The sequence below is a fragment of the Candidatus Pseudomonas auctus genome (assembly GCF_048654275.1).
Classification (GTDB): domain Bacteria; phylum Pseudomonadota; class Gammaproteobacteria; order Pseudomonadales; family Pseudomonadaceae; genus Aquipseudomonas; species Aquipseudomonas pharyngis.
The window spans coordinates 25,106-49,098 of sequence record NZ_JBJYZK010000018.1; the positions used below are offsets into that span (position 1 = coordinate 25,106).

20 protein-coding genes and 1 pseudogene are annotated in these 23,993 nt (G+C 61.5%); 9 read left to right on the forward strand and 12 right to left on the reverse strand.

Going from position 1 to position 23,993, the window contains the following annotated elements:
* Positions 1-3 precede the first annotated feature (3 nt).
* The 4 genes from ACKUG4_RS25535 to lpxC all read left to right on the forward strand — a co-directional run bounded on the left by ACKUG4_RS25535 (position 4) and on the right by lpxC (position 4,433).
* Positions 4-870, forward strand: coding sequence for a cell division protein FtsQ/DivIB (locus ACKUG4_RS25535; protein ID WP_039766241.1), 867 nt, complete (start codon positions 4-6; stop codon positions 868-870).
* Positions 871-885: 15 nt separating this feature from the next.
* Positions 886-2,145 carry a cell division protein FtsA gene (gene ftsA / locus ACKUG4_RS25540; protein WP_007956755.1) on the forward strand — a complete coding sequence of 420 codons (1,260 nt, stop codon included), beginning with the start codon at positions 886-888 and terminating at the stop codon, positions 2,143-2,145.
* 67 nt (positions 2,146-2,212) lie between these two features.
* Entirely contained in the window at positions 2,213-3,409 is a 1,197-nt protein-coding gene (gene ftsZ, locus ACKUG4_RS25545) for a cell division protein FtsZ (RefSeq protein WP_007956754.1), read from the forward strand.
* A gap of 112 nt (positions 3,410-3,521) precedes the next feature.
* On the forward strand, positions 3,522-4,433 hold the full coding sequence (gene lpxC, locus ACKUG4_RS25550) for a UDP-3-O-acyl-N-acetylglucosamine deacetylase (RefSeq protein ID WP_007956752.1): 912 nt from the start codon (positions 3,522-3,524) through the stop codon (positions 4,431-4,433).
* Between the two features lie 61 nt (positions 4,434-4,494).
* On the opposite strand, the gene ACKUG4_RS25555 is transcribed toward lpxC, so the two are convergent.
* The 7 genes from ACKUG4_RS25555 to ACKUG4_RS25585 all read right to left on the reverse strand — a co-directional run bounded on the left by ACKUG4_RS25555 (position 4,495) and on the right by ACKUG4_RS25585 (position 14,463).
* Positions 4,495-6,000, reverse strand: coding sequence for a sensor domain-containing diguanylate cyclase (locus tag ACKUG4_RS25555; protein ID WP_445435095.1), 1,506 nt, complete (start codon positions 5,998-6,000; stop codon positions 4,495-4,497).
* 108 nt (positions 6,001-6,108) lie between these two features.
* Positions 6,109-7,425, reverse strand: coding sequence for an OprD family porin (locus ACKUG4_RS25560; RefSeq protein WP_445435096.1), 1,317 nt, complete (start codon positions 7,423-7,425; stop codon positions 6,109-6,111).
* Positions 7,426-7,621: 196 nt separating this feature from the next.
* Positions 7,622-7,843, reverse strand: coding sequence for a hypothetical protein (locus ACKUG4_RS25565; RefSeq protein WP_039766234.1), 222 nt, complete (start codon positions 7,841-7,843; stop codon positions 7,622-7,624).
* Between the two features lie 321 nt (positions 7,844-8,164).
* On the reverse strand, positions 8,165-9,529 hold the full coding sequence (locus tag ACKUG4_RS25570) for a heavy metal sensor histidine kinase (protein ID WP_445435097.1): 1,365 nt from the start codon (positions 9,527-9,529) through the stop codon (positions 8,165-8,167).
* Positions 9,519-10,196, reverse strand: a complete 678-nt coding sequence (locus tag ACKUG4_RS25575; protein ID WP_011335857.1) for a heavy metal response regulator transcription factor — start codon at positions 10,194-10,196, stop codon at positions 9,519-9,521. Before ACKUG4_RS25575 ends, ACKUG4_RS25570 begins: the two co-directional genes overlap by 11 nt.
* Positions 10,197-10,204: 8 nt before the next feature.
* A complete protein-coding gene (locus ACKUG4_RS25580; protein WP_445435098.1) occupies positions 10,205-13,306 on the reverse strand; it encodes a multidrug efflux RND transporter permease subunit in 3,102 nt (1,033 codons plus the stop codon).
* Positions 13,303-14,463: an efflux RND transporter periplasmic adaptor subunit gene (locus tag ACKUG4_RS25585; RefSeq protein WP_445435099.1), complete on the reverse strand. Its 1,161-nt coding sequence runs from the start codon at positions 14,461-14,463 to the stop codon at positions 13,303-13,305. Before ACKUG4_RS25585 ends, ACKUG4_RS25580 begins: the two co-directional genes overlap by 4 nt.
* A gap of 1,001 nt (positions 14,464-15,464) precedes the next feature.
* Between ACKUG4_RS25585 and ACKUG4_RS25590 the strand changes: the two genes are divergently transcribed.
* The 4 genes and pseudogenes from ACKUG4_RS25590 to ACKUG4_RS25605 all read left to right on the forward strand — a co-directional run bounded on the left by ACKUG4_RS25590 (position 15,465) and on the right by ACKUG4_RS25605 (position 17,924).
* Complete coding sequence (locus ACKUG4_RS25590) at positions 15,465-15,824, forward strand: DUF6124 family protein (protein WP_445435100.1); 360 nt, start codon at positions 15,465-15,467, stop codon at positions 15,822-15,824.
* 135 nt (positions 15,825-15,959) lie between these two features.
* Positions 15,960-16,187: a hypothetical protein gene (locus ACKUG4_RS25595; RefSeq protein WP_039765632.1), complete on the forward strand. Its 228-nt coding sequence runs from the start codon at positions 15,960-15,962 to the stop codon at positions 16,185-16,187.
* A gap of 147 nt (positions 16,188-16,334) precedes the next feature.
* Positions 16,335-16,616, forward strand: a pseudogene (locus tag ACKUG4_RS25600) (PAS domain-containing protein); the annotation flags it as partial.
* Between the two features lie 243 nt (positions 16,617-16,859).
* The gene (locus tag ACKUG4_RS25605) at positions 16,860-17,924 is read left to right on the forward strand and encodes a methyl-accepting chemotaxis protein (protein ID WP_371857950.1); all 1,065 of its coding nucleotides are present in this window, start codon (positions 16,860-16,862) and stop codon (positions 17,922-17,924) included.
* Here ACKUG4_RS25605 and ACKUG4_RS25610 read toward each other — a convergent pair.
* From ACKUG4_RS25610 to norR, 5 genes are all read right to left on the reverse strand, one after another.
* Complete coding sequence (locus ACKUG4_RS25610) at positions 17,921-18,670, reverse strand: YkgJ family cysteine cluster protein (protein ID WP_085649352.1); 750 nt, start codon at positions 18,668-18,670, stop codon at positions 17,921-17,923. The two genes, ACKUG4_RS25605 and ACKUG4_RS25610, sit on opposite strands and share 4 nt — an antisense overlap.
* An 87-nt stretch (positions 18,671-18,757) precedes the next feature.
* Positions 18,758-19,081: a hypothetical protein gene (locus ACKUG4_RS25615; RefSeq protein ID WP_445435101.1), complete on the reverse strand. Its 324-nt coding sequence runs from the start codon at positions 19,079-19,081 to the stop codon at positions 18,758-18,760.
* Between the two features lie 149 nt (positions 19,082-19,230).
* Entirely contained in the window at positions 19,231-19,689 is a 459-nt protein-coding gene (locus ACKUG4_RS25620; protein WP_445435123.1) for a GNAT family N-acetyltransferase, read from the reverse strand.
* A 27-nt stretch (positions 19,690-19,716) separates the two neighbouring features.
* Positions 19,717-20,619 carry a chemotaxis protein CheV gene (locus tag ACKUG4_RS25625; protein ID WP_011335848.1) on the reverse strand — a complete coding sequence of 301 codons (903 nt, stop codon included), beginning with the start codon at positions 20,617-20,619 and terminating at the stop codon, positions 19,717-19,719.
* Between the two features lie 308 nt (positions 20,620-20,927).
* A complete protein-coding gene (gene norR / locus ACKUG4_RS25630) occupies positions 20,928-22,484 on the reverse strand; it encodes a nitric oxide reductase transcriptional regulator NorR (RefSeq protein ID WP_445435102.1) in 1,557 nt (518 codons plus the stop codon).
* A gap of 163 nt (positions 22,485-22,647) precedes the next feature.
* On the opposite strand from norR, the gene hmpA reads away from it, so the two are divergent.
* Positions 22,648-23,829 (forward strand): NO-inducible flavohemoprotein, encoded by a 1,182-nt coding sequence (hmpA, locus tag ACKUG4_RS25635; protein ID WP_445435103.1) that lies wholly within the window; start codon positions 22,648-22,650, stop codon positions 23,827-23,829.
* Positions 23,830-23,993 lie beyond the last annotated feature (164 nt).

Sequence of the window (23,993 nt, forward strand, 5' to 3'; positions counted from 1 at the left end):
ACCATGCAAGGCGCTCATCTCAGACATCAGCCACCCGCCCCCGGCCGCAAGCCGGTGCCGCGGGGTGCCAGCCGAATGGTGGCCAAAGAGCCGATGTCCGCGCGCCTGCCAAAAGCCAACTTCGGCTTTTTGAAAGGTCTGTTCTGGCCGGTGCTGCTGGTGGCTCTGGGGTTCGGCACTTACGAAGGCGCACAGCGTCTGCTGCCGTACGCCGACCGGCCAATCACCAAGATCGCGGTGCAGGGCGACCTGAGTTACATCAGTCAGCAAGCGGTGCAGCAGCGGATCGCCCCGTACGTGGCGTCGAGCTTCTTCACCATCGACCTGGCGAGCATGCGCACGGAGCTTGAGCAGATGCCGTGGATCGCCCACGCCGAAGTACGTCGGGTGTGGCCGGACCAGGTGGTGATCCGCCTCGAAGAGCAACTGCCGGTGGCCCGTTGGGGCGACGAGTCGTTGCTCAACAACCAGGGCCAGGCGTTCACGCCCAAGGAACTGGCGAACTACGAACACCTGCCGCAGCTGTTCGGTCCACAGCGGGCCCAGCAGCAAGTGATGCAGCAATACCAGGTGCTGAGCCAGATGCTCCGGCCATTGGGCTTCTCGATTGCGCGGCTCGAGCTGCGTGAACGCGGCAGCTGGTTCCTGACCACCGGTGCCGGCAGTTCCGGCCCCGGGATCGAGCTGCTGCTGGGACGCGGCAACCTGGTGGAAAAGATGCGCCGCTTCATTGCCATCTATGACAAGACGCTCAAAGAACAGATTACGAACATTGCGCGCATCGATCTGCGCTACGCCAACGGCCTCGCTGTTGGCTGGCGGGAACCAGTAGCGCCGACGACAGCCCAACCCGCTGTCGCAAAGAATTAAGAAGAGGCAGGACCCATGGCAAACGTGCAAAGCGGCAAAATGATCGTCGGTCTCGATATCGGCACCTCCAAGGTGGTGGCGCTGGTCGGCGAGGTTGCGGACGACGGCTCGCTGGAAATCGTCGGGATCGGCACTCATCCGTCCCGCGGCCTGAAGAAAGGCGTGGTGGTCAACATCGAGTCCACCGTGCAGTCGATCCAGCGCGCGATCGAAGAAGCCCAGCTGATGGCGGGCTGCCGCATTCACTCGGCGTTCGTCGGCGTGGCGGGCAATCACATTCGCAGCCTGAACTCCCACGGCATCGTGGCGATTCGTGATCGCGAAGTCAGCTCGGCTGACCTGGAGCGCGTACTCGACGCCGCCCAGGCGGTGGCGATCCCGGCCGACCAGCGTGTGCTGCACACCCTGCCGCAGGATTACGTGATCGATAACCAGGAAGGCGTGCGCGAACCGCTGGGCATGTCCGGCGTGCGTCTGGAAGCCAAGGTTCACGTGGTCACCTGCGCCGTCAACGCCGCACAGAACATTGAGAAATGCGTGCGTCGCTGCGGTCTGGAAATCGACGACATCATTCTCGAGCAACTGGCCTCGGCCTACTCGGTCCTGACCGACGACGAAAAAGAGCTGGGCGTGTGCCTGGTCGACATCGGCGGCGGCACCACCGACATCGCGATCTTCACCGAAGGCGCGATCCGCCACACGGCGGTGATCCCGATTGCGGGCGACCAGGTGACCAACGATATCGCCATGGCGTTGCGCACCCCGACCCAGTACGCCGAAGAGATCAAGATCCGCTACGCCTGCGCCCTGGCCAAACTGGCCGGTGCCGGCGAGACCATCAAGGTGCCGAGCGTCGGCGACCGTCCGCCGCGCGAACTGTCCCGTCAGGCCCTGGCCGAAGTGGTCGAGCCGCGTTACGACGAACTCTTCACCCTGATCCAGGCCGAGCTGCGTCGCAGCGGCTATGAAGACCTGATCCCGGCCGGCATCGTGCTGACCGGTGGTACGTCGAAGATGGAAGGCGCCACCGAACTGGCCGAAGAAATCTTCCACATGCCGGTCCGCCTGGGCGTGCCCCACGGAGTGAAAGGTCTGGATGACGTGGTACGCAACCCGATTTATTCCACTGGCGTTGGCTTGTTGATGTACGGCCTGCAAAAGCAGTCCGACGGGATCTCGTTCTCGGGCATCGGCAGCCGCGACAGCTACAGCAACGATGAGCCGCAGGCGCCGTTGCTGGACCGTTTGAAGAAGTGGGTTCAAGGCAACTTCTAAAGCTTTACCGCAGCACCGCAACAAACAGCAGTAGGCGAAAAAACTAGAGAATGTAAGGAGAGGGAAAATGTTCGAACTCGTAGACAACATCCCCGCAAGCCCGGTAATCAAAGTTATCGGTGTTGGCGGTGGCGGCGGCAACGCTGTCAATCACATGGTCAAGAGCAACATCGAAGGCGTGGAATTCATCTGCGCCAACACCGATGCTCAAGCGCTGAAAAACATCGGCGCGCGCACCATTCTGCAACTGGGCACCGGCGTGACCAAAGGCCTGGGCGCCGGCGCCAACCCGGAAGTCGGCCGTCAGGCTGCGCTGGAAGATCGCGAGCGCATCGCTGAAGTGCTGGCCGGCACCAATATGGTGTTCATCACCACCGGCATGGGCGGCGGTACCGGTACCGGTGCGGCGCCGATCATCGCCGAAGTGGCCAAGGAAATGGGCATCCTGACCGTTGCGGTCGTGACTCGTCCGTTCCCGTTCGAAGGTCGCAAGCGTATGCAGATCGCCGACGAAGGCATCCGCATGCTCTCGGAAAGCGTCGACTCGCTGATCACCATTCCGAACGAAAAACTGCTGACCATCCTCGGCAAGGACGCAAGCCTGCTGTCGGCTTTCGCCAAGGCTGACGATGTACTGGCCGGTGCCGTTCGCGGTATCTCCGACATCATCAAGCGTCCGGGCATGATCAACGTCGACTTCGCCGACGTACGTACCGTGATGAGCGAAATGGGCATGGCGATGATGGGCACTGGCTGCGCCAGCGGTCCGAACCGTGCACGTGAAGCCACTGAAGCGGCCATCCGCAACCCACTGCTGGAAGACGTGAACCTGCAAGGCGCACGCGGCATCCTGGTGAACATCACTGCCGGTCCTGACCTGTCCCTGGGTGAGTACTCCGATGTGGGTTCGATCATCGAAGCCTTCGCTTCCGAGCACGCGATGGTCAAGGTCGGTACCGTTATCGATCCGGACATGCGCGACGAACTGCACGTGACCGTGGTTGCCACCGGTCTGGGCGCGAAAATCGAGAAGCCTGTGAAGGTCATCGACAACACCGTTCACACCTCGATGGCCGCTGCTCAGGTACAGCAACCGGCACCCGCTCGTCAGGAGCAGCCAGCGGTGAATTACCGTGACCTGGACCGTCCGACCGTCATGCGCAACCAGGCTCAGGCCGGTGCTGCGACTGCCGCGAAGATGAATCCGCAAGATGACCTGGACTACCTGGACATCCCGGCTTTCCTGCGTCGTCAGGCCGATTGATGAAATGTATCAGGGGTATTCAGGTGATTGGTGTTCAGCAAAGGCTCGGTCTGCTATCATCGCCAGCCTTTGTTGATACCAGTTCGCAATTTGCGCTGAAGCGGCCCATGCCATGATTAAACAACGCACACTGAAAAATATTATCCGTGCCACCGGTGTAGGTCTGCACTCCGGGGAGAAGGTTTACCTGACCCTCAAGCCTGCACCTGTCGATACCGGGATCGTCTTTCGTCGTGCCGATCTCGATCCGGTTGTCGAGATACCGGCTCGCGCGGCCAACGTCGGCGAGACAACCATGTCGACGACGCTGGTCAACGGTGACGTGAAGGTAGACACGGTGGAGCACTTGCTCTCGGCCATGGCTGGCCTGGGCATCGATAACGCCTACGTCGAGCTCTCCGCGTCTGAAGTCCCGATCATGGATGGCAGCGCAGGACCTTTCGTATTCCTGATTCAATCGGCTGGCCTGGAAGAACAGGACGCCGCCAAGAAATTCATCCGCATCCTGCGTGAAGTGACAGTGGAAGACGGCGACAAGCGCGCCACTTTCGTCCCTTTCGAAGGGTTCAAGGTGAGCTTCGAGATCGATTTCGATCACCCGGTTTTCCGGGACCGCACCCAAAGTGCAAGCGTGGATTTTTCCAGCACTTCGTTCGTAAAAGAAGTCAGCCGCGCCCGTACTTTCGGTTTCATGAGTGACATCGAGTACCTGCGCAAGCACAACCTCGCACTCGGCGGTAGCGTGGAAAACGCGATCGTGGTCGATGCCGATGGCGTACTGAACGAAGACGGCCTTCGCTACGAAGACGAATTCGTGAAGCACAAGATCCTCGATGCGATTGGCGACCTGTACTTGCTGGGCAACAGCCTGATTGGTGAGTTCAAGGGCTTCAAGTCCGGCCACGCACTGAACAACCAGCTGCTGCGCAAGTTGATTGAGCAGAAGGATGCCTGGGAAGTCGTGACGTTCGAAGACGCCAGCACTGCACCAATCTCTTACATGCGCCCGGTTGCGGCGGTGTAAGTAAAAAACCTCTCTAGTTTTTTGAAGGCCACCTTTGGGTGGCCTTTTTTTATGCCTGTTTTCAGGCGACGACGACCCGGTTTCGCCCACCTTCCTTGGCCTGATACAACGCCTTGTCCGCCGCGAACAACAGCTGCTCCAGACTGATTTCGCTCGTCGCCGTCCAGGTACTGATACCGACGCTCACGGTCATCGGTGACTGGTCTTGATTCAGGCTCGGCAATTGCTCCACCGCTGCACGAATGTGTTCGGCGATCTGCTGCGCCCCGGCACTGTCGGTTTCCGCGAGGATCACCGAAAACTCCTCACCGCCATACCGAGCCACCAGATCCGCCGGACGCCGCACATTGGCGGTGATCACCCTGGCCAGTTCACGCAACGCCTGATCTCCGGCCTGATGCCCGTGGCGGTCATTGAAGGCCTTGAAGTGGTCGGCGTCGATCATCAGCAATGAAAGCGGCTTGCCCGAGCGCTGGGCGCGGAACCACTCGTGGCGCAGTGACTGATCGAGCATCCGCCGGTTGGCGACCCCGGTCAGGGCATCAGTTGCGGCGAGTTGTGCCAGTTCATGTTCGGCCCGCTGACGCAGGCGCAGCTCCCGGGCCAGCAGCCAGGTCAGCCACAGCAGACCGGCACACAACACGCCGGTAGCGCCGCTGATCAGGATCGCCGTGCGTCGCCACGCGCCGAACACTTCCTCGCTGGACAGGGCAACGATTACCGTCAGCGGCAGATTGCCGACCCGCGAATAGGTGTACAGCCGTTGCTGATAATCCATGCTCGAAATGCTGTTGAAACTGCCATTGCCGTTGTTGTCGCGCAGAATCCGCACCACATTGGGCCGGGCGGCAAAGCTCTTGCCGATCGAGTCGCTCTGCAGATAAGGCTTCTGCGCCAGCAGGATGCCGTCGTTGTTGATGATGTTGAGAGTGCTGTCGATGCCGATGTCGAGGCTGTTGAACAACTGATCGAAGTAATCGAGCTTCATCGACGCCACGGCCACGCCCAGAAACTCACCGGTGTCTGAAGAAATGCGCCGACTGAAACTGATCCGCCACTGGTCCGCGTCATCGCAGTCACAGCGGGGTTTGAACGGACGGCTGATGAACATGCCGGTGTCGCGGTTGAAGGCGTGGGCGAGGAAGTAGTCACGGTCGGCGAAATTGCCCGGCAGCGGATCGACCCGCGAGGAGTCGGCAATCACCTCGCCATACTTGTCGAGCAACAGGATGTCGCCCTTGAAGCGCGCCGTAGTGGAGCGGTCGAACAACGCCAGATGGCGGATCTGCGGCGACACGTCTTTCAGGTCGTCACGCTGGGCGGCGGCGATCAGCCCTTGCAGCGTCAGGTCATACAGCTCGACGGTGCGCAGTACATCGGCGTCGATCAACTGGGCGATGGTGGTGGCGCCACGGGTGGCCGATTCCTGGGCGTTGGCGCGTTCACGGATCAGCAGGAACGTGACGATGCAGACAATCGCGATCACGCTCAGCAGGCTGCCTGAGATCAGCAGCAGCTCGGAGCGTCCGGTCGTGCCGGGAACGGTAGGGGTGCGGCTCGCGATCATGGTCCGGTTTTCGGTTGGGGGTTCTTCTAAGCGTAGTTGTACCCGCTCGCTGCCACAGGCAAGAAAAAGGCCAGCGCGTCAGGCTGGCCTTTTATCGCAGTGCCGATCTTAGAAGACGTTGATCGGGTAGTCGATGATCACACGGTATTCATCGGTGTCCGTATCGATTGCGCCGTAACCGTTGCCGCCGCGGTTGGTCGCCCATTGCAGGCATACCGCCAGGTCTTTGGCCTGGCCGCTCTGCACCACGTATTTGAGGTCGATGTCGCGCTCCCAGTGTTTGGCGTTGCGACCCTCGGCGCTGTACCACGAGGCGTAACCCTTGCTGTCCGGATCGACTTTGGTCAGGTCCAGCGTGCCGCGCGAATAGGACAGTGCCGAGGTCAGGCCCGGCAGGCCGACGCCGGCGAAGTCGTAGGCGTACTTGAGTTTCCACGAGCGCTCGTTCGGGCCGTTGAAGTCCGAGTACTGCTGCGAGTTGTCGAGGTAGACGCTGTCGCCCTGGCTGATGTAATCGAACGGCGTGTTGCCGTTGACCCGCTGATACGCGGCGGTAACGCTGTGGCTGCCGATGCCCACGGTGAAATGCAGGCTGTAGGTGTTGTTGTCGATGTTGCCCAGCAGCGCGTCGCCGGTGTCCTGGGTGTGATAGAAGTGCAGGCCCGGGTTGAGGGTCACCAAGTCATTCAGTGCCCAGGTGTAGTCGAGGTCGTAGTAGTACTGGTTCCAGATGTCCTTCAACTCGGAGGCATACAGGCTGCTGGTCAGGCCTTCGACGCCGCTCCAGGCCACGCCGGCCCAGTTCAGGTGCTGGCTCTTATCGTCGTCGGCGAGGGTGCCGTAAGAAGTGCCGATGCGTTTGTGCCCGCTCTGGTTGTAGGGCTTGGTGAAACTGGCCTGGCCGCCTTCGATCATCCAGCCATCGAAGCTGTGGTTGGTCAGGCTGATGCCGCGAAAGGTCTGCGGCAGCATGCGCGTCTCGCCACCGGCGATCACCGGGTTGGCAAGGAACAGGTCGCCGGCCTTCAGTTCGGTATCGAACGCACGCATTTTCAGGGTGGCGCCCGCCGTGGAGAACGAGCCCGGCGCTTTGCCGCTGCCGTCACTGACCGGCAGGATGCTGGAGTTGTCCGTGCCGCCACCGCCGTCAAGTTTCAGGCCGAGCATGGCGTGGGCGTCGATGCCGAAGCCGACCGTGCCTTCGGTGTAGCCCGACTCGAATTTGCCGAGAAACCCCTGGCCCCACTCGATGTTGTCGTCCGTCTGCTGCAGACGGTTGCGGTTCATGTAGTAGTTGCGGGCATTGAGGTTCAGGCTCGAGCCTTCGACGAAACCTTGCTGCTCGGCTTCGGCAGCGTGGGCGGCGGGGGCAATCGTTGCGGCAATTGCAATGAACAGCGGGGTAACGCGAACTGGGTAACGCACGTGCGGTAAAGCTCCTTGGGTCAACTGACACTTCAATGTCATGAGGTGCGGGATGTTTCCAGTTGTTAAAGACGTACCAGACAGCTTTCAGACCACAACGAAAAAAGGCCGCTGAAAATCAGCGGCCTGCAAGGACGACGGTTGAACGGGAAGAGCCAAACAACCGCGTCGAGGGAAACGATGCGCAGTGCGCGACTCAGCTGTCTTTCTCGGAGGCTTGAGCCTGAGAATTTAAGGCCTGCGGGGCTTGCGTAGCGTCCTGAGCCTTGGCCATCACTTCTGCCTGATGCTGTTCGAATGCGTGAGCGCGAGCGGCGTTTTGCGCTACAAACGTCTGGGATTCTTCAGCCATCGCCATCGGCGACAGGATCAATGAGGACAAAACGAAAGCGCTGGCAATACCCATACTGTTGGACATCTTGAAAACCTTCTTGCTTGGCAAGTGCTGTTTGGTGCGGGCAAAGATAAGGTTGCCGGGCGTTGGGAAACAGCGTGATTTTCATAAATGACTGTTGCGTATCGGGTAAGAGTCGGTTTTTGCAGAGTGGCTAAGGGCCTACCCCCTCATCGGAACGCCGCCCGCCCAGCCCTCTCCCCACGGGGGCGAGGGGGAAAGGGAGCCGATCTTCATGCTTTTCAAAGCATGAGTTCGACTAAATTTTTCAGGTCGGCGTAACTTGAGAGAACAACTCGGTCAGTTCCCTCTCCCTCCGGGAGAGGGTTAGGGTGAGGGGGCTTTTCAGACCGGGAGGTGGATTCCGAAAGTGTTCATCCCACGATCACTGCGCACGAACACATCCCCGCCATGCATCAGCGCAATCGCCTTGACGATCGCCAGCCCCAGGCCATGGTTGTTGCCGCTGTTGCTGCGCGACGCATCGACCCGGTAGAAGCGCTCGAACAAGCGCGGTAAATGCTCGCTGGCAATCGGTGAGCCGGGGTTGGCCACGCCGATGCTGACCTGATGTTCCTCGACCGTGATCTGCACCTCGATCACCTGTCCCGGCGCGGTATGTTGCACTGCGTTGCTCAACAGATTGATCAAGGCCCGGCGCAGATGAGCAATCTCGATCTGCACCTGCGCATCGCCGCTTACCCGAACCTGGACCTGCGCGTCTTCGAGGATGAAATCGAGGTATTCGAGGGTGGTCGCCACTTCGTCGGCCAGCGAGGTCGAGGTCAGTTTGGTGGCCTTACTGCCCTGATCGGCGCTGGCCAGGAACAGCATGTCGTTGATGATCGAACGCAGGCGTTCCAGTTCTTCGAGGTTGGATTGCAGCACTTCGAAATAATGCTCGGCCGAGCGCCCGCGAGTCAGGGCGACCTGGGTCTGGCCGATCAGGTTGGTCAGCGGCGAGCGCAGTTCATGGGCGACGTCGGCGTTGAAGGATTCGAGCCGCGAATAGGCTTGCTCAACCCGCTCCAGCGTCGAGTTGAACGAGTCGACGAACTGCTCCAGTTCCGGCGGCAACGGCGACAGTCGCAGACGCCCGGCCCGCAACGGCGGTGCCAGCCGCTGGGCTTCGTGGGACAGTTTGATCAGCGGTTTGAGGCCGATTCGCGCCACCCAGTAACCCAACGCCGAGGCCAGCAGCACGCCGATCACCGCCAGACTCACCAGCGCGATCAGCAACTGATGCTGGGTCTGGTGAAAGGTCTCGGTGTCGATGCCGATCATGAAGCGCAGCGGCGGGCGTTGATCCTTGGCCGGCAGTTCGGTGAGCAGCACTTTCAGCGGATAGGGATGGTCGGGCAGTTGCAGGTCGTGCATGCCCAGCGGGCCTTGGGCAAACGCGCGGATCGAGACATCGGGCTCGCCGAATTCATAGCCCGGATTGCCGCTGACCACCCAGAACCGGATGCGCTTGTCTTCTTCGCCGAGCAGCTTGAGCTTGGCGTTGATCTTCACCCAGTGCTCGGGGGTGCCATAGCGGTTGAGCGCCGATTCCAGAACGCTGTAACGCGCATCCAGTTCCGCTTCCGGCAGCAGGCCCAGGCCTTTGTCCACTTGTTGATACAGCGCGCCGCCGATCAACAGGAACACCAGCAGCGCCACCAGCGTGAACATCCCGCTCAAGCGCAGCGCGATAGAGTTACTGGACACCACGGCTCTCCAGCACATAACCCATGCCCCGGATGGTGTGCAGCAGTTTCTCGTCGAACGGCCCGTCGAGCTTGGCGCGCAGGCGCTTGATCGCGACTTCGACCACGTTGGCGTCGCTGTCGAAATTGATGTCCCAGACCATTTCCGCAATCGCGGTTTTCGAGAGGATTTCGCCTTGGCGCCGGGCCAGCACGCTGAGCAGTGAAAACTCTTTCGCGGTCAGATCCAGCCGGGTGCCGGCGCGGGTGGCCTTGCGGCTGATCAGATCGATCCACAGATCGGCGATGCTCACTTGCACCGGTTCATGGCCGCCACTGCGCCGGGTCAGCGCTTGCAGGCGCGCCACCAGTTCGAGGAAGGAAAACGGTTTGCCGAGGTAATCGTCGGCGCCATCGCGCAGGCCGCGGATTCGGTCTTCGACCCGCTCGCGGGCGGTGAGCATGATCACCGGCGTCTGCTTGCGCGCACGCAATGCGCGCAGTACGCCGAAGCCGTCGAGGCCCGGCAGCATCACGTCGAGGACGATCACCGCGTAGTCGCTTTCCAGCGCCAGATGCAGGCCCTCGACGCCGTCGCGGGCCCGATCCACGGTGTAGCCCTGTTCCGTCAGGCCGCGGTGCAGGTAGTCCGCGGTTTTCTCTTCGTCTTCGATAATCAGAACGCGCATGACCCGCCTCAGTCTGTCGTTGCCAGCGCCGCGACGGGCGCAGGTTTGGGCTTGTGGAACAGCCGCTCAAGCCACAAGTATATGACCGGCGTGGTGAACAGCGTCAGCATCTGGCTGACCAGCAGGCCACCCACCACTGCGATCCCCAGCGGCTGGCGTAGTTCGGCGCCGGTGCCGTAGCCGAGCATCAGTGGCAGGGCGCCGAGCAGGGCGGCGAGGGTGGTCATGATGATTGGCCGGAACCGCGTGATACATGCCTCGAAAATCGCATCCTGCGGCGACAAGCCGCGATGACGCTGCGCTTCCAGGGCGAAGTCGATCATCAGGATGCCGTTCTTCTTCACGATACCGATCAGCAGCACCAGCCCGATCAGCGCCATGATCGAAAAGTCCTGGCCACAGATCCACAGCATGATCACCGCGCCGAGACCCGCCGCTGGCAAGGTCGAAATGATCGTCAGCGGATGGACGAAGCTCTCGTAGAGCACGCCGAGAATGATGTACACCGCCACCAGCGCCGCGAGAATCAGCCACGGCTGACTTTTCAGCGAACTCTGGAACGCCTGGGCCGCACCCTGGAAGTTGCCGCTGATCGCGGTCGGCATGCCGATCTCGGCCTTGGCCTGATTGAGCAAAATCACCGCGTCGCCCAGTGCCACACCGGGCGCCAGGTTGAACGACAGGTTGGCGGCCGGGAACATGCCGTCGTGGGCGATGGACAGCGGGCCGATGGTCGGCGCGTCGAATCGGGCCAGCGCCGACAGCGGCACCATCTCTCCGCTCAGCGGTGAGCGTAGGTAGAAATAGTTGAGGCTTTCAGCCTTGCCGCGCTGTTTGGTGTCCAGTTCCAGGATCACGTTGTACTGGTTGACCTGGGTCTGGAACTCGTTGATCTGGCGCTGACCGAAGGCGTCGTACAGCGCCTCGTCGACATCACTCGCCGTCAGGCCGAAACGCGCGGCGGCGCTGCGGTCGATGCTGATGTGGGTGATGCTGCCGCCCAGTTGCAGGTCGTTGGAAATGTCGCGGAACGCCGGGATGCTGCGCAGTTTCTCGGTGAGTTTCTGGGTCCAGGTGGCGAGGGTCGGCCCGTCGTTGCTCTTGAGCACGTATTGATATTGCGCACGGCTCGGGCCGGAACTGAGGTTGATGTCCTGGCCGGCGCGCAGGTAAAGCACGATGCCGGGGACTTTCATCAGTTGCGGACGGATGCGGTCGATGAACTGGCTGGCGGAAACATCACGATCCCCGCGCTTTTTCAGGGCGATCCAGAAGCGGCCGTTGGCGATGGTCTGGTTGCTGCCGGACACGCCCACCGAGTGGGAGAACGCCTGCACGGCCGGGTCGGCGGCGACGATTTCGGCCATCGCCAGGTGTTTTTTCACCATGTCGCTGTAGGAAATATCGGCGGCGGCTTCGGTGGTGCCGAGGACGAAACCGGTGTCCTGCACCGGGAAGAAACCCTTGGGGATAAACACGTAGCCGCCAATCGCCAGTGCGACGGAAATGCCGAACACGCCGATCATCAATTTCTGGTGAGCGAGGGCGCGGCGCAGGCCTTTTTCGTACCAGCCGAGCAGGCGTTCGCTGAAGCCCGGTTTGTCATGGGCGTGATGCACCGGTTTGCGCATGAACAGCGCCGCCAGCGTCGGCGCCAACGTCAGCGATACCACCACGGAAATCATGATGGTCGAGGTGGCCGTCAGGGCGAATTCCTTGAACAAGCGCCCGACCACGCCGCCCATGAACAGCAGCGGAATGAACGCCGCCACCAGCGAGAAACTGATCGAGACCACGGTGAAACCGATCTCGCCGGCGCCCTTGATCGCGGCGTCGCGCATGCTGTCGCCGGCCTCCAGATGACGGTGGATGTTTTCCACCACCACGATGGCATCGTCGACCACGAAGCCCACGGCCACCACGATGGCCACGAGGGTCAGGTTGTTCAGGCTGAAACCGAGCAAATACATCAAGGCGAAACTGGCCGTCAGCGACACGCCGAGCACCGCCGAGACAATCATCGTCGCCGACAGCTGACGCAGGAACAGCGCCATGACCGCCACCACCAGCAGGATCGCGATCAGCAGGGTGATTTCCACCTCATGCAGCGAGGCGCGGATGGTCTGGGTGCGGTCGATCAGGGTTTTGACCTGCACCGAGGCCGGCAGCATGGCTTCGAGGCCGGGCAGGGCGGCTTGAATCCGGTCGACGGTTTCGACGATGTTGGCGCCGGGCTGGCGCGAGATCACCAGATTGACCCCCGGTCGATCGCCGGCCCAGGCCTGCACGTAGGCATCTTCCGAACCGTTGACGACTTTGGCGACATCCTTGAGGTGAACCGGGGCGCCGTCCTTGTAGGAAACGATGAGCTGGCTGTATTCCTCGGGGTGGAACAACTGGTCGTTGGTCGACAACGTGGAAATGCTCGAGTCGCCGTACAAGGCGCCCTTGGCGAGGTTGAGGCTGGTCTGCTGGATCGCCACACGAATGTCGGCGAGGGTCAGGCCGATGGCCGCCAGTTTGTCGGCCGAGGCCTGTACGCGGATTGCCGGACGTTGCTGACCGGTGATGTTGATCTGGCCTACACCGTCGATCTGACTGATCTGACGCGCAAGCAGGGTTTCCACCAGGTCGCTGAGTTCAGTGCCGGGCATTTGCGTGGAGCTGACGCTGAGGATCAGCACCGGGCTGTCGGCCGGGTTGACCTTCTTCCAGGTCGGCAGGGTCGGCATGTCTTTCGGCAGTTTGCCGGCGGCGGTGTTGATCGCGGCCTGCACTTCCTGGGCGGCGGTGTCGATGCTCTTGTCGAGGGTGAATTGCAAGGTCAGCAGGGTCGAGCCCAGCGCACTGCTGGAGGTCATCTGGGTCATGCCGGGGATGGCGCTGAATTGCACCTCCAGCGGCGTGGCCACGGACGAAGCCATGGTGTCCGGGCTGGCGCCGGGCAGTTGGGCGGAGACCTGGATCGTCGGAAATTCCGCTTCCGGCAGCGGGGCAATCGGCAGGCGCGGGAAGGCAATCAACCCGACCAGTACCAGCGCGATGGTCAGCAGAATCGTCGCCACCGGGTGATCGATGCACCAGGTCGAAACGCCTTTGTGCTGCTTCATGGCTTGGGCTCCGCTTGCACCACCTGCGGCGGTTCGCTCATGACTTGCACGGTCGAACCGGGCTTGAGCCGCGACTGGCCGTCACTGACCAATATGTCGCCGGGTTTCACGCCCTTGATGATGTCCTGGCCGCTGCCCTGATAAACCATTTGCACCTGCACCGCTTCAACCTTGTCGCCGTTGACCCGGTACACGAAGTGTTGATCGAGGCCGCGTTGTACGACGGTGGGCGGGACCACCAGCGCGTCTTTATCCAGCGCTGTCTGAATCTTTACCGTCACCAGCAGGCCCGGCCAGAGTTTCTGGTTGGGGTTGTCGAACTCGGCCTTGGCGCGGATGGTGCCGGTGTTGGCGTTGATCTGGTTGTCGATCAGGGTCAGGTGACCTTCGCCCAGCAGGTTGCCGGTTTCGCCGTCGGTGTCGGCGCCGATGTAGGCCTTGACCTGCGCGCGCTGCGGGTCGCTGATCAGGCCTTGCAGGGTCGGCAGCATTTGCTGGGGCAGGGAGAACTCGACGGCGATCGGGTCGATCTGGGTCACGGTGAACAGACCCTGGGTGTCGGTCATGCGCAGGAAGTTGCCTTCGTCGACCGTGCGAATCCCGACGCGACCGGTGACCGGGGAACGAATCTGGGTGTAGGAAAGTTGTACCTGTGCCGCGTCAATCGAGGCCTGGTTGCCTTGGGCGGTGGCCTTGAGCTGGTTGACCAGTGCCTGTTGCTGGTCGTAGGTCTGCTTGGAGACGCCGTCGTCGACGCTGAGCAGTTTGTAGCGTTTGAGGTTGACCAAAGCGACTTGCAGTTGCGCCTGGCTTTCGCCCAGTTGTGCCCGGGCCTGGTCGAGGCTGGCGCGGATCGAGCGGTCGTCGATGGTGGCGAGCAGGTCGCCCTGTTTTACCAACTGACCTTCCTTGACCAGGAGTTTGGTGAGGATGCCGTCGATCTGTGGGCGCACCACGACGCTGTGGAGCGAGAGAACCGAGCCGATGCCGCTGGTGTAGCGGGGGACGTCTTTTTCGCTGACGGCGACGACCCTGACCGGGATCGCAGTCGGGGCGGCGAGTTTGGCCGGTGCGGGTTTTATCGCATACCACAGGCCGGCGGCTGCGAGGGCGATCAGCAGGGTGGCGAGCAGGGCCTTTTTCTTCTGGATTTGCATGCTTGTGGGGTGCCAGGGGGACGGGGTTTGGGCAGGTTTTGTCTTTATAAACTTGTTTGGGGGTCAGGAGGGTGACGGCTAGCTGACGGCGCTGTCAGTTTCGGCTTTTGACTTGGCGGCCTTTGGGCCGACCATGCTGTTTTGGGTTTTGGTGTATATCCGTTTCTTTGGGTGTTGCGGCTGGCGGTTCCGCTCTTACAGCGGGTCACTTTGGCAAACGCCGGAATGCCGGCCCAGCCCAAAGTAACCAAAGGGCTTGGCCCCTGCGTTCGGCGCCTCGCTGTGGCTCGGCGTTCCTTCGTTCCGGGATTCATCCGGGGGCATCGCCTACGGTTTGCTTCGCTGCACCTCCTCTCGATGCATGCGGCTGCGCCGCACGGTCGCTGCGCTCCCACCCCCGGATAAATCCCTCCACTCAGCCTTCCGATGGGGCCGGCACGTCAAGAGCGGTACTCGAGCTAACGCTCATCGTGCTGAGTGGTGAAGGGCGTGCGGTCGGCTTTTGGTTTTTGTTGGGTTTGCTCACCTCGGCCCTTTCTCGAGGGAGTGGAGGACAACACAGGAGCTTTTCAAAAGCTGAATTCACCTCGGTCTTTCACGTCGGCGTACCTCCTCCAAACACCTCGGTCAGTCCCCTCTCCCTCTGGGAGAGGGCTAGGGTGAGGGGAGCTTTTGAGGTTGTTTAAATCTCAACAACCAAACAGGATCCTTCCCACAAGGTTTTCAGGTTGTCCGTCGGAAGCACGCTCTCTAGTCTTTGGCTGTCGCTGCCAATTCAGCGAACAGGCGTGGAAACCTGATTTCAAGTAGTTGCAAAGCATCTCCCCGTAATCGTTGCCGATGTCTTCTTTCGTCTGCAAACTGCGTCGCGGCGGCTGTGCGCAGGCAGACTTCGGTCTGGCCGGTTGCCTACTTATCGGTTTTCCACCCTGCGTACAGCTGCCACCTTTTGTCGTGTGGAAACGACAAGGGATGGCTCCATAGCCAAGTAGGAGCTTTTCATGGACAAACTGATACCCGACCCACCCCTCGAATCACCCACCCCACTCGAAGAGGCCATGCGCGCCGAAGACCTCGCCCGAAACCGCGAAGCCATCAAACGCGCCCTCGACTACTACCTCTGCCCCAACCCCACCAAGCCGCGCCCGAGCACGATGTACATGGTCACTCCTGACGTCGACACCGAAAGCCTGCTGGCCAATGCCTGCGAATCCCTGGCCTCGGCCAGTACCATTGCCAGCAACTTCGCCAATGAGCTTTCGGGCCCGCAGCGCAGTACGGCGCTGGGAATCCAGCAGATCATCATGCTGGCCGAGTTGGCGGTGAACAGGGCGCTGGATCGGGTTGATCCGCAAACGTGATCCGCTAGTCGAAGAGTCCCCAAAAGGGACCAGTCGTACCCTTTTGGGGGCTCTTTAAAGTCCGCTCACGCAGGTATACTGCGCGCTTTCGCGGCTCGTCCAACGGGCCGGACTTTTTTGCTTCGCGGAGCTTTCATGACTTCCCCAATCGACAACGCTGTGAGCGATGTCCCGGCAGAGCTGGCCGAGGCCGGCGAATCCAAGCCGACCATTCCTGCGTTCAAGTTTCCGTTCAAGCCAGGTGAGCTGGCGGCGGCCAAAGCGGCCAAGCAGCCGCAATTCAAGGGCAAGGACGGTGATCGTCACGCCAAGATTCCGGGTGTGGCGCCGTCGGGTACTCGCCGTTCGATGGGCAAGCGCTGATTCAATCCCGCCTCGGCCGTCGCTGTGATTTTCGGTCACAGTGATGGCTAATTGCTCAGTTCCTGAGCCAGATCAACGTTTAACCAGTTAGTGCGCTTAGAGTCAGCAGCCCTGCCGACTCTTTCCAATAAAACGAGCGCGCTTTCCATGAAGATCAATCTCCCGGTGACCGGGCGCAATGTCGATGTTGCGCCGGATGCGAACATTCTCTCGACCACCGATCTGACCAGCGCGATCACCTACGCCAACGACGACTTCATCAGGATCAGCGGTTACAGCCGCGACGAGCTGCTGGGTGCGCCGCACAATTTGCTGCGTCATCCGGACATGCCCGCGCAGGCGTTTGCCCATATGTGGCAGACGCTCAAGGGTGGGCGGTCGTGGATGGGGCTGGTCAAGAATCGTTGCAAGAATGGTGATCACTACTGGGTCAGTGCCTATGTCACGCCGGTCACGCAGAACGGTGCGGCGGTGGAGTATCAGTCGGTGCGCACGCGGCCGGATACGCGGCAGATTGCGGCAGCGGAGCGGGCGTATGCGCAGTTGCGCGAGGGGCGGGTGGCGCGGTGGCCGCGGCTGCCGAGCCTGAGTTTGCGGGCGAAGATCATGGCGTTGACCAGTTCGGTGCTGGCGCTGGTGCTGGGGATGGAAGCCTGGCTGCGGCCGGAGTCCATGGGCATCGAAGCCGCTGCGCTGGTGGCCGGCAGTGGCGCGTGTGCGCTGGGCGTGGGTTGGTTATTGCGGCCGCTGGAGCATTTGACCGAGCGTGCCCGGCTGATTGCCGATAACCCGTTGAGCCAGGGCATTTATACCGGGCGGCGGGATCAGTTCGGGCAGATCGAGTTTGCCTTGCAGATGCTTGAAGCGCAGGTCGGCGCGGTGGTGGGGCGGATCGGTGATGCGTCGCAGCGGCTGGCCGGGCATGCGGCGCAATTGGTGGATCATCTGCACAGCAGTCACACCAGCACGTTGGCGCAGCAGGCGGAAACCGATCAGGTGGCGGCGGCGATTCATCAGATGGCGGCCAGTGTGGCCGAGGTCGCCAGCCATGCGCAGCAGGCGTCGGTGGCGGCGGACATGGCGGGGACGGAGACCCGTGAGGGGCATCTGCTGGTGGGCGAGAGTCGCAGTGCGGTGTTGCGGCTGGCCGAGGAATTGGGCCGGGCGACCGAGGTGATTCATCAGCTCGAAGGCCACAGCAGCGAGATTTCCGGGGTGCTGGAGGTGATTCGCAGCATCGCCGAGCAAACCAATCTGCTGGCGCTCAACGCGGCGATCGAAGCGGCGCGGGCCGGGGATGCCGGGCGCGGGTTTGCGGTGGTGGCCGATGAGGTGCGTGGTCTGGCTCAGCGTACTCAGCAGTCGACCAACGAGATTCAACGGATGATCAGCACCCTGCAAAACGGCGCGCGGGATGCGGTGCTGGTGATGCAGCAGAGCAGTGAGCATGTGGATAACAGCGTCGAACAGGCCCAGCGTGCGGCCCGGGCACTGGACGGAATCAGCGGGCGGGTCGAGCAGATCACCGAGATGAGTCTGCAGATTGCCGCAGCGGTCGAGGAGCAGAGCGCGGTGAGCGAGGACATCAACCGCAACATCGTCAGTATTCGCACGGCGTGCGAGTTGACGGTGGATGAAGGGCGCCAGAGCCAGCTCAACTCACAGGATGTGGCGGGGCTGGCGGGGGATTTGCGTTCGCTGGCGCGGGAGTTCTGGGGGCGGCGGCAGGGCGCTTAGGCCGCTCGCAACGAAATGAACGCGTAGGTCTGCGGCGGCTCGGACACCACCTGTGCCCCGGCCGCCCGCACTTGCCCGGCGATGTCGTCGCCGGAGACATGGAACAGCCATTCGCTGGAAACTTCGCTCAATGGCTGCGCCGCGACCTGATCGATCACCGAGGCAAACGCGCCCATGTCCGGCAGGTACGCGGTGAACCCATCGCCCTTAAGCGCCGTGGTGCGGATGCCGAGCAAACCGCAGATCGCATCCTTGATCCGGATGTCGTCGCGATCGGCCTGACGCGAGCGCTGGATCAGCGTCACCAGTTCCTGATCGACCAGTTCACCACCGACGATCAGTTGCGGCCCTTGCTCCCAGGATTCCGGCGGGCAGTCCTTGGCCGCAGGGTTCAGCGGGATGTGCGGATTGATTTCGGCGGGATAGATGCGGCACACCAGCGGTCGGCGCTCGTAGATGCGGCACAGCTTGTCTTCGTCAAGATTCCGGCAGGGACCTACGTTGTAGGCGGCGAAGGTGATCGCCACATGTACGTCGGACATTCCGCTGCGCACAACCGCCGAACGCCGTTGTGCATGCTCGCGCTGCTGTTCCGGCAGGCCCAGGCCGTTGGCGAGAAACGCCTCCACCAGCACGATCACCTGACCGCCGTCAGCCGCCCACATACGGGCTTCAGCCAGGGTCAGGGGCACATGGTGATCGGTGCAGCATTTGCCGCAGCCTACGCAGGAAAAGGTCGTATTCATTGAGCGGGCAATCTTCAATCAGGGTGTGAATCGGCGACATAAAGCCGCCGTACAGGCCCGGAGTGAAGCAAGTTGTGCGCCATTCGCTCAGGGTTTGGCGGTGGGGCGGATCGAGTCCCATTCGGTGACGAACGCGGTTTTCGACTTTTTGTTGTACAGGCACAGCTCGGTGCCTTGCTGGCCCTTCATGTGTTTTTGCGGATACTGGCCTTGCAACAACAGCGCGGTGTAGCCGACGCGGTCATCGAATTGCGCGGCGTTGCCGACCGGTTTGGCGTTTTTCAGGCCGCTGGCCTTGGTGCAGCTGGTGAGCACGGCTTTGTCGTAGGCCGCCCAGGCGTCGGGGCTGGAGGCGTGGGCCTGGGAGGCGAGGGCGCTAAGGAAGAGAAGGCTTAATGTAATGGATTTCATGGTGTAGGCATCCTTGGTCTGTGTGGCCGGACTTTGGATTGCCGCTGAGGCGTTAAGTTGCTTGTGCCGACCTCATCGCCAGCAGGCTGGCTCCCACTTTGGAATGCATTTCAAACTGTGGGAGCTTGCCTGCAAGCGATGGCGTAGGATCAGTCCGGCACCATTTCCCGGCGAACCACATACATTCCAGACATTTCGTACAAGCGCTGCGCCCGCCGGTTGTCTTCCAGCACCTTCAGGTCGACAAACCCTTCACGTCGATCCTGAAACGCCTTGAATGCATGAAGCAGCAACGCCCGACCCAATCCACGTCCTTGGGCGCGAGGGTGCACCACCAGATTCTTGATGTAGGAACTGGTCCAGCATTGCGCCACGCCGATGACGCCGTTGGCATCGCTGGCGATGAAACACAGTGCCGGATCGTATTCCGGGTCGGTTTCGAACTGCTGTTGCCAGACGTCCAGCGCCGGCACCCGGCCACCGCCTTCGCGGTAGCCGATCTGCATCAGTTCATGCACGGCGGTTGCGCGTTCGGCGCTGTAAGTCGTGAGTTCGATGCCGTTCGGCCATTCGATGGTCGGCACGTCCTGGCTCAGGTCGCGCCGCATCAGAAAACAGAACGTCTCGCTCAAGACTCAGTGACCCTGAGCAGCGACATGCTTGGCCGCTTCGATCAGGCAGTGGGTCAGCTCCGGCGAGGAGAACTTGGTCAGCACGCCGTTGGCTCCGGCGAGGCGGGCCTTTTCGCTGTTCATCGCGCTGTCCAGCGAGGTGTGCAGCAGCACGTAGAGGTGGGCGAAGTCCGGGGTTTCGCGCAGGGTACGGGTGAAGGCGTAACCGTCCATCTCGGACATTTCAATGTCGGAGACGATCAGGTTGATCTGCTGCGCCGTGCCTTGCAGGTCCAGCAGGCAGTCGATGGCTTCCTTGGCACTGCGCGCGGTGTGGCATTGCAGGCCGAGGTTGCGCAGGGTGTGCACCGATTGCTGCAACGCCACCTGACTGTCGTCGACCACCAGGATCCGCGCGTTGCCCAGCACTTCGGCGTCTTCCATGCTCAGCTCGGTCGGGGCCATTTCGATCTGTGCCGGGGCGATGCCGTGGATGACTTTTTCAATGTCCAGCACCTGCACCAGCGTGCCGTCCACCGAGGTCACGCCGGTGATGTAGGCGCGCGAACCGCCGGAACCAAACGGCGGCGGTTTGATGTCGGTGGTCAGGCAATGCACGATCTTGCTCACCGCCTGCACGTGCAGGCCCTGTTTCGAACGGCTGACGTCGGTGACGATCAGGCAGCCGCCGTTCGGGTCTTCCAGCGGCCGCTCGCCGATGGCGCGGCTCAGGTCGATCACCGACAGCGAAGCACCGCGCAGGGTGGCGATGCCTTTGACGTGCGGGTGCGACTCCGGCAGCTTGGTCAGCGGCGGGCAGGGGATGATTTCACTGACCTTCAGCAGGTTGATCGCCATCAGCTTGCCGCTGCGCAAGGTAAACAGCAGAAGCGAAAGTGAATCTGCGCGGGCTTTGTTGGAAGACATAAAAACCTTCTGTGGAGAAAGGTGGGTGGGCGAGGGTGGAAGTCGCCAGAAACTATTGATGCCGGGTTATCGGCGTCAAAAGGTTGGGCTTTAGGTTAGTTGTCGGGTGGCTTTGAGATCCAGAGCCCCTCACCCCAGCCCTCTCCCGGAGGGAGAGGGGGCCGACCGAGGTGTCTGGCGTTGTACATCGACCTGAATGACCGAGTCGATCTGGATTCAGTAAAGATCGTTCACGTCGGCGGATTTCTGCAATATCCCCCAATCAGTCCCCTCTCCCTCAGGGAGAGGGCTAGGGTGAGGGTGTGCTTTTAGCCTTTCATCCCCAACCGCTTCGCCATCCGCCCCAGATTCGCCCGGTCCAGCCCCAGCTCCCGCGCCGCACTGGCCCAGTTGTTCTGATTGCGCTCAAGCGCCGCGCTGATCAAATGCCGCTGATACTGCTCGGTGGCGGTGCGCAGGTCGCCGCTGATCAACGGCTGAATGGTGGCTGCTTCGGACGGCGCCGGCGAGTTATCCACAACCTCGCGCGGCAGATCGAGATCCAGCGCACTGAGGCTGAGAATCTTCGGCCGCACCTTGCAGTTGCCCAGCGCTTTCAGTGCGCTGCGTCCGATCAGGTGTTCCAGTTCCCGCACGTTACCCGGCCAGCTGTAGGCCAGCAGCGCCTCCTGGGCGTCGCTGTTCAGACGCAGGCTGTTGAGGCCCATGCGCGAGCGGTTCTGTTCCAGGAAATAACCGCTGAGCAGCAACACATCGCGCCCCCGGTCACGCAGCGCCGGCACCCGCAACGGGTAGACGCTGAGGCGATGGTAGAAGTCGGCGCGGTAGCGGCCGCTGCGCACTTCTTCGGCCAGATCACGGTTGGTCGCAGCGATCAGGCGCACGTCGACCTGATGTTCCTTGTCCGAACCCAGACGCTGCAATTGGCCGCTCTGCAACACCCGCAACAGCTTGGCCTGGACGGTCAGCGACAACTCGCCGACTTCATCGAGAAACAGCGTGCCGCCATTGGCCAGTTCGAACTTGCCGCGCCGGTCGCTGGTGGCGCCGGTGAAGGCACCGCGCACGTGGCCGAACAGTTCGCTTTCCACCAAGGTATCCGGCAGCGCTGCGCAGTTGAGGCTGATGATCGGTTTGTCGGCACGCTTGGAGGCGGCGTGGATCGCCTGGGCCACCAGCTCCTTGCCGACTCCGGTTTCGCCGGTGATCAGCACGGTCAGGTCGCTGCCGCCCACCAGATTGATCTCTTCCACCAGCCGTTTATGCGCCTTGCTCTGGCCGATCATTTCGCGGTTCTGCTGGCCGCTGGCCTGGCGATAGACCTCGGCGCGCTGGTGTTCGTCTTCGGCGCGGATCGCCAGACGTTCGATGCGTTCGGCGGCATTCACAGTGGCCGAGGCGAGGCTGGCGAAGGCTTGCAGAGCATCAAGTTCGATCGGTTCGAAACGCTCCGGATCGAGGGCGTCGAGGGTGATCAGGCCCCAGAGTTTTTCATCGACGAACAACGGGCAACCGAGGCAATCGTGAACTTCGAGGTGATCGTCGAGGCCGTCGACCAGCCCGTCATACGGATCGGGCAGATCGCTGTCGGCGGCGAAACGGGTCGGCCCTTGGCCGGCCAACAGCACTTCAAAGCGCGGGTGTTCGCTGACCTTGAAGCGCCGGCCGAGGGTGTCGGTGCTCAAACCGTCCACCGCCAGCGGCACCAGCCATTCTCCGTCGAGGCGCAACAATGCGGCGGCATCGCAGGGCAGCAGGGCGCGCATGGCTTCGAGCAGGCGCCGATAGCGCTCGCCTTCAGGCAGTTCGCGGGACAGGTCGGAGACTAGTGGGAGCAGGGCGGTGAGCAATGATTTGGCGGACATAGGCTTGTAGTCAAAGAGACACGTTGTAGTCGAAGCGACTATAGAGTGGCTTGTGTCGATCTGACTACATAATTTTCAAGCTATTGATTTATATAGAAAAAATAGTTGGCACGAATACTGGAATGGATAAGGCACTTTTAGAGAAAGCTCAGGAGTCACCCTTATGCTTAGCGTCCAGGATCGAGCCATCATCAAGTCCACCGTGCCTCTGCTGGAAAGCGGCGGTGAAGCGCTGATCACCCACTTTTACCGGATGATGCTCTCCGAGTACCCGGAAGTCCGCCCGCTGTTCAACCAGGCTCACCAGGTCAGCGGTGACCAGCCTCGCGCCCTGGCCAACGGTGTGTTGATGTACGCCCGCCACATCGATCAACTCGACCAGTTGGGCGATCTGGTTGCCAAGATCATCAACAAGCACGTTGCGCTGCAGATCCTGCCGGAACACTACCCGATCGTCGGCAGCTGCCTGCTGCGCGCCATCTCCGAAGTGCTCGGCGAAGAAATCGCCACCCCGGAGGTGATGAGCGCCTGGGGCGCGGCCTACGGGCAGTTGGCCGATATCCTGATCGGCGCCGAAACCGCCATCTATGACCAGAAAGAACAAGCCGTCGGCGGCTGGCGCGGGGCGCGGGAGTTCATTGTCGCGGCCAAGGTCGAGGAGAGTGCGGAAATCATTTCGTTTTACTTTGAACCGGCGGACAAAGGCCCGATCCTCGCAGCCGAACCTGGCCAGTACATCGGCATGAAGCTGGTGCTCGACGGTGAGGAAATCCGCCGCAACTATTCGCTGTCGGCCCTGGCCAACAAAGGTCAGTACCGCATCAGCGTCAAGCGTGAACCGGGTGGTCGAGCTTCCAATTATTTGCACGATCAGTTGCATGTCGGTTCCAGCATCCAACTGTTCCCGCCATCGGGCGAATTCACCCTGACCGCCAGTGATAAACCGCTGGTGCTAATCAGCGGCGGCGTCGGCATCACGCCGACGCTGGCGATGCTGGAAGCGGCGCTGGAAACCGAGCGTCCGGTGTACTTCATTCACAGTGCGCGCAACGGCAGCGTGCATGCGTTTCGTGACTGGGTCGACGGGCTGGCCGCGCGCCATCCGCAGCTCAAGCGCTTCTATTGCTACGCCGAAGATGACGGCGTGAGCCCGGCGGCGGACAAGGTCGGGTTGTTGAGTGAAGAGCAACTGGGCGAGTGGCTGCCGGCGGAGCGTGATGTAGACGCTTACTTCCTTGGGCCGAAAGGTTTCATGGGGGCGATCAAGCGTCACCTGAAGGCACTGGGTGTGCCGGAGAAGCAGAGCCGGTATGAGTTCTTCGGGCCGGCGGCTGCTTTGGAATAATTCGGAACCGAGTCGCCTTCATTCGCGGGCAAGCCCGCTCCCACAGGATTTGAGTTCGACGCGGTCCTTGTGGGAGCTGGCTTGCCAGCGATTGGCCGTTACACGGCCCTGATTCTTAAATTCTGTTTAAAGGTTAATCGTTTCTTAACCGGTTTATCGTTTAT

What these genes read in the sequence shown, in the direction of transcription:
- ACKUG4_RS25535 (WP_039766241.1), top strand. Translation starts at nt 4, where the DNA reads ATGCAAGGCGCTCATCTCAGACATCAGCCACCCGCCCCCGGCCGCAAG.
- ftsA (WP_007956755.1), top strand. Translation starts at nt 886, where the DNA reads ATGGCAAACGTGCAAAGCGGCAAAATGATCGTCGGTCTCGATATCGGC.
- ftsZ (WP_007956754.1), top strand. Translation starts at nt 2,213, where the DNA reads ATGTTCGAACTCGTAGACAACATCCCCGCAAGCCCGGTAATCAAAGTT.
- lpxC (WP_007956752.1), top strand. Translation starts at nt 3,522, where the DNA reads ATGATTAAACAACGCACACTGAAAAATATTATCCGTGCCACCGGTGTA.
- ACKUG4_RS25555 (WP_445435095.1), bottom strand. Translation starts at nt 6,000, where the DNA reads ATGATCGCGAGCCGCACCCCTACCGTTCCCGGCACGACCGGACGCTCC.
- ACKUG4_RS25565 (WP_039766234.1), bottom strand. Translation starts at nt 7,843, where the DNA reads ATGTCCAACAGTATGGGTATTGCCAGCGCTTTCGTTTTGTCCTCATTG.
- ACKUG4_RS25575 (WP_011335857.1), bottom strand. Translation starts at nt 10,196, where the DNA reads ATGCGCGTTCTGATTATCGAAGACGAAGAGAAAACCGCGGACTACCTG.
- ACKUG4_RS25580 (WP_445435098.1), bottom strand. Translation starts at nt 13,306, where the DNA reads ATGAAGCAGCACAAAGGCGTTTCGACCTGGTGCATCGATCACCCGGTG.
- ACKUG4_RS25585 (WP_445435099.1), bottom strand. Translation starts at nt 14,463, where the DNA reads ATGCAAATCCAGAAGAAAAAGGCCCTGCTCGCCACCCTGCTGATCGCC.
- ACKUG4_RS25590 (WP_445435100.1), top strand. Translation starts at nt 15,465, where the DNA reads ATGGACAAACTGATACCCGACCCACCCCTCGAATCACCCACCCCACTC.
- ACKUG4_RS25595 (WP_039765632.1), top strand. Translation starts at nt 15,960, where the DNA reads ATGACTTCCCCAATCGACAACGCTGTGAGCGATGTCCCGGCAGAGCTG.
- ACKUG4_RS25605 (WP_371857950.1), top strand. Translation starts at nt 16,860, where the DNA reads ATGGGCATCGAAGCCGCTGCGCTGGTGGCCGGCAGTGGCGCGTGTGCG.
- ACKUG4_RS25610 (WP_085649352.1), bottom strand. Translation starts at nt 18,670, where the DNA reads ATGAATACGACCTTTTCCTGCGTAGGCTGCGGCAAATGCTGCACCGAT.
- ACKUG4_RS25615 (WP_445435101.1), bottom strand. Translation starts at nt 19,081, where the DNA reads ATGAAATCCATTACATTAAGCCTTCTCTTCCTTAGCGCCCTCGCCTCC.
- ACKUG4_RS25620 (WP_445435123.1), bottom strand. Translation starts at nt 19,689, where the DNA reads ATGCGGCGCGACCTGAGCCAGGACGTGCCGACCATCGAATGGCCGAAC.
- ACKUG4_RS25625 (WP_011335848.1), bottom strand. Translation starts at nt 20,619, where the DNA reads ATGTCTTCCAACAAAGCCCGCGCAGATTCACTTTCGCTTCTGCTGTTT.
- norR (WP_445435102.1), bottom strand. Translation starts at nt 22,484, where the DNA reads ATGTCCGCCAAATCATTGCTCACCGCCCTGCTCCCACTAGTCTCCGAC.
- hmpA (WP_445435103.1), top strand. Translation starts at nt 22,648, where the DNA reads ATGCTTAGCGTCCAGGATCGAGCCATCATCAAGTCCACCGTGCCTCTG.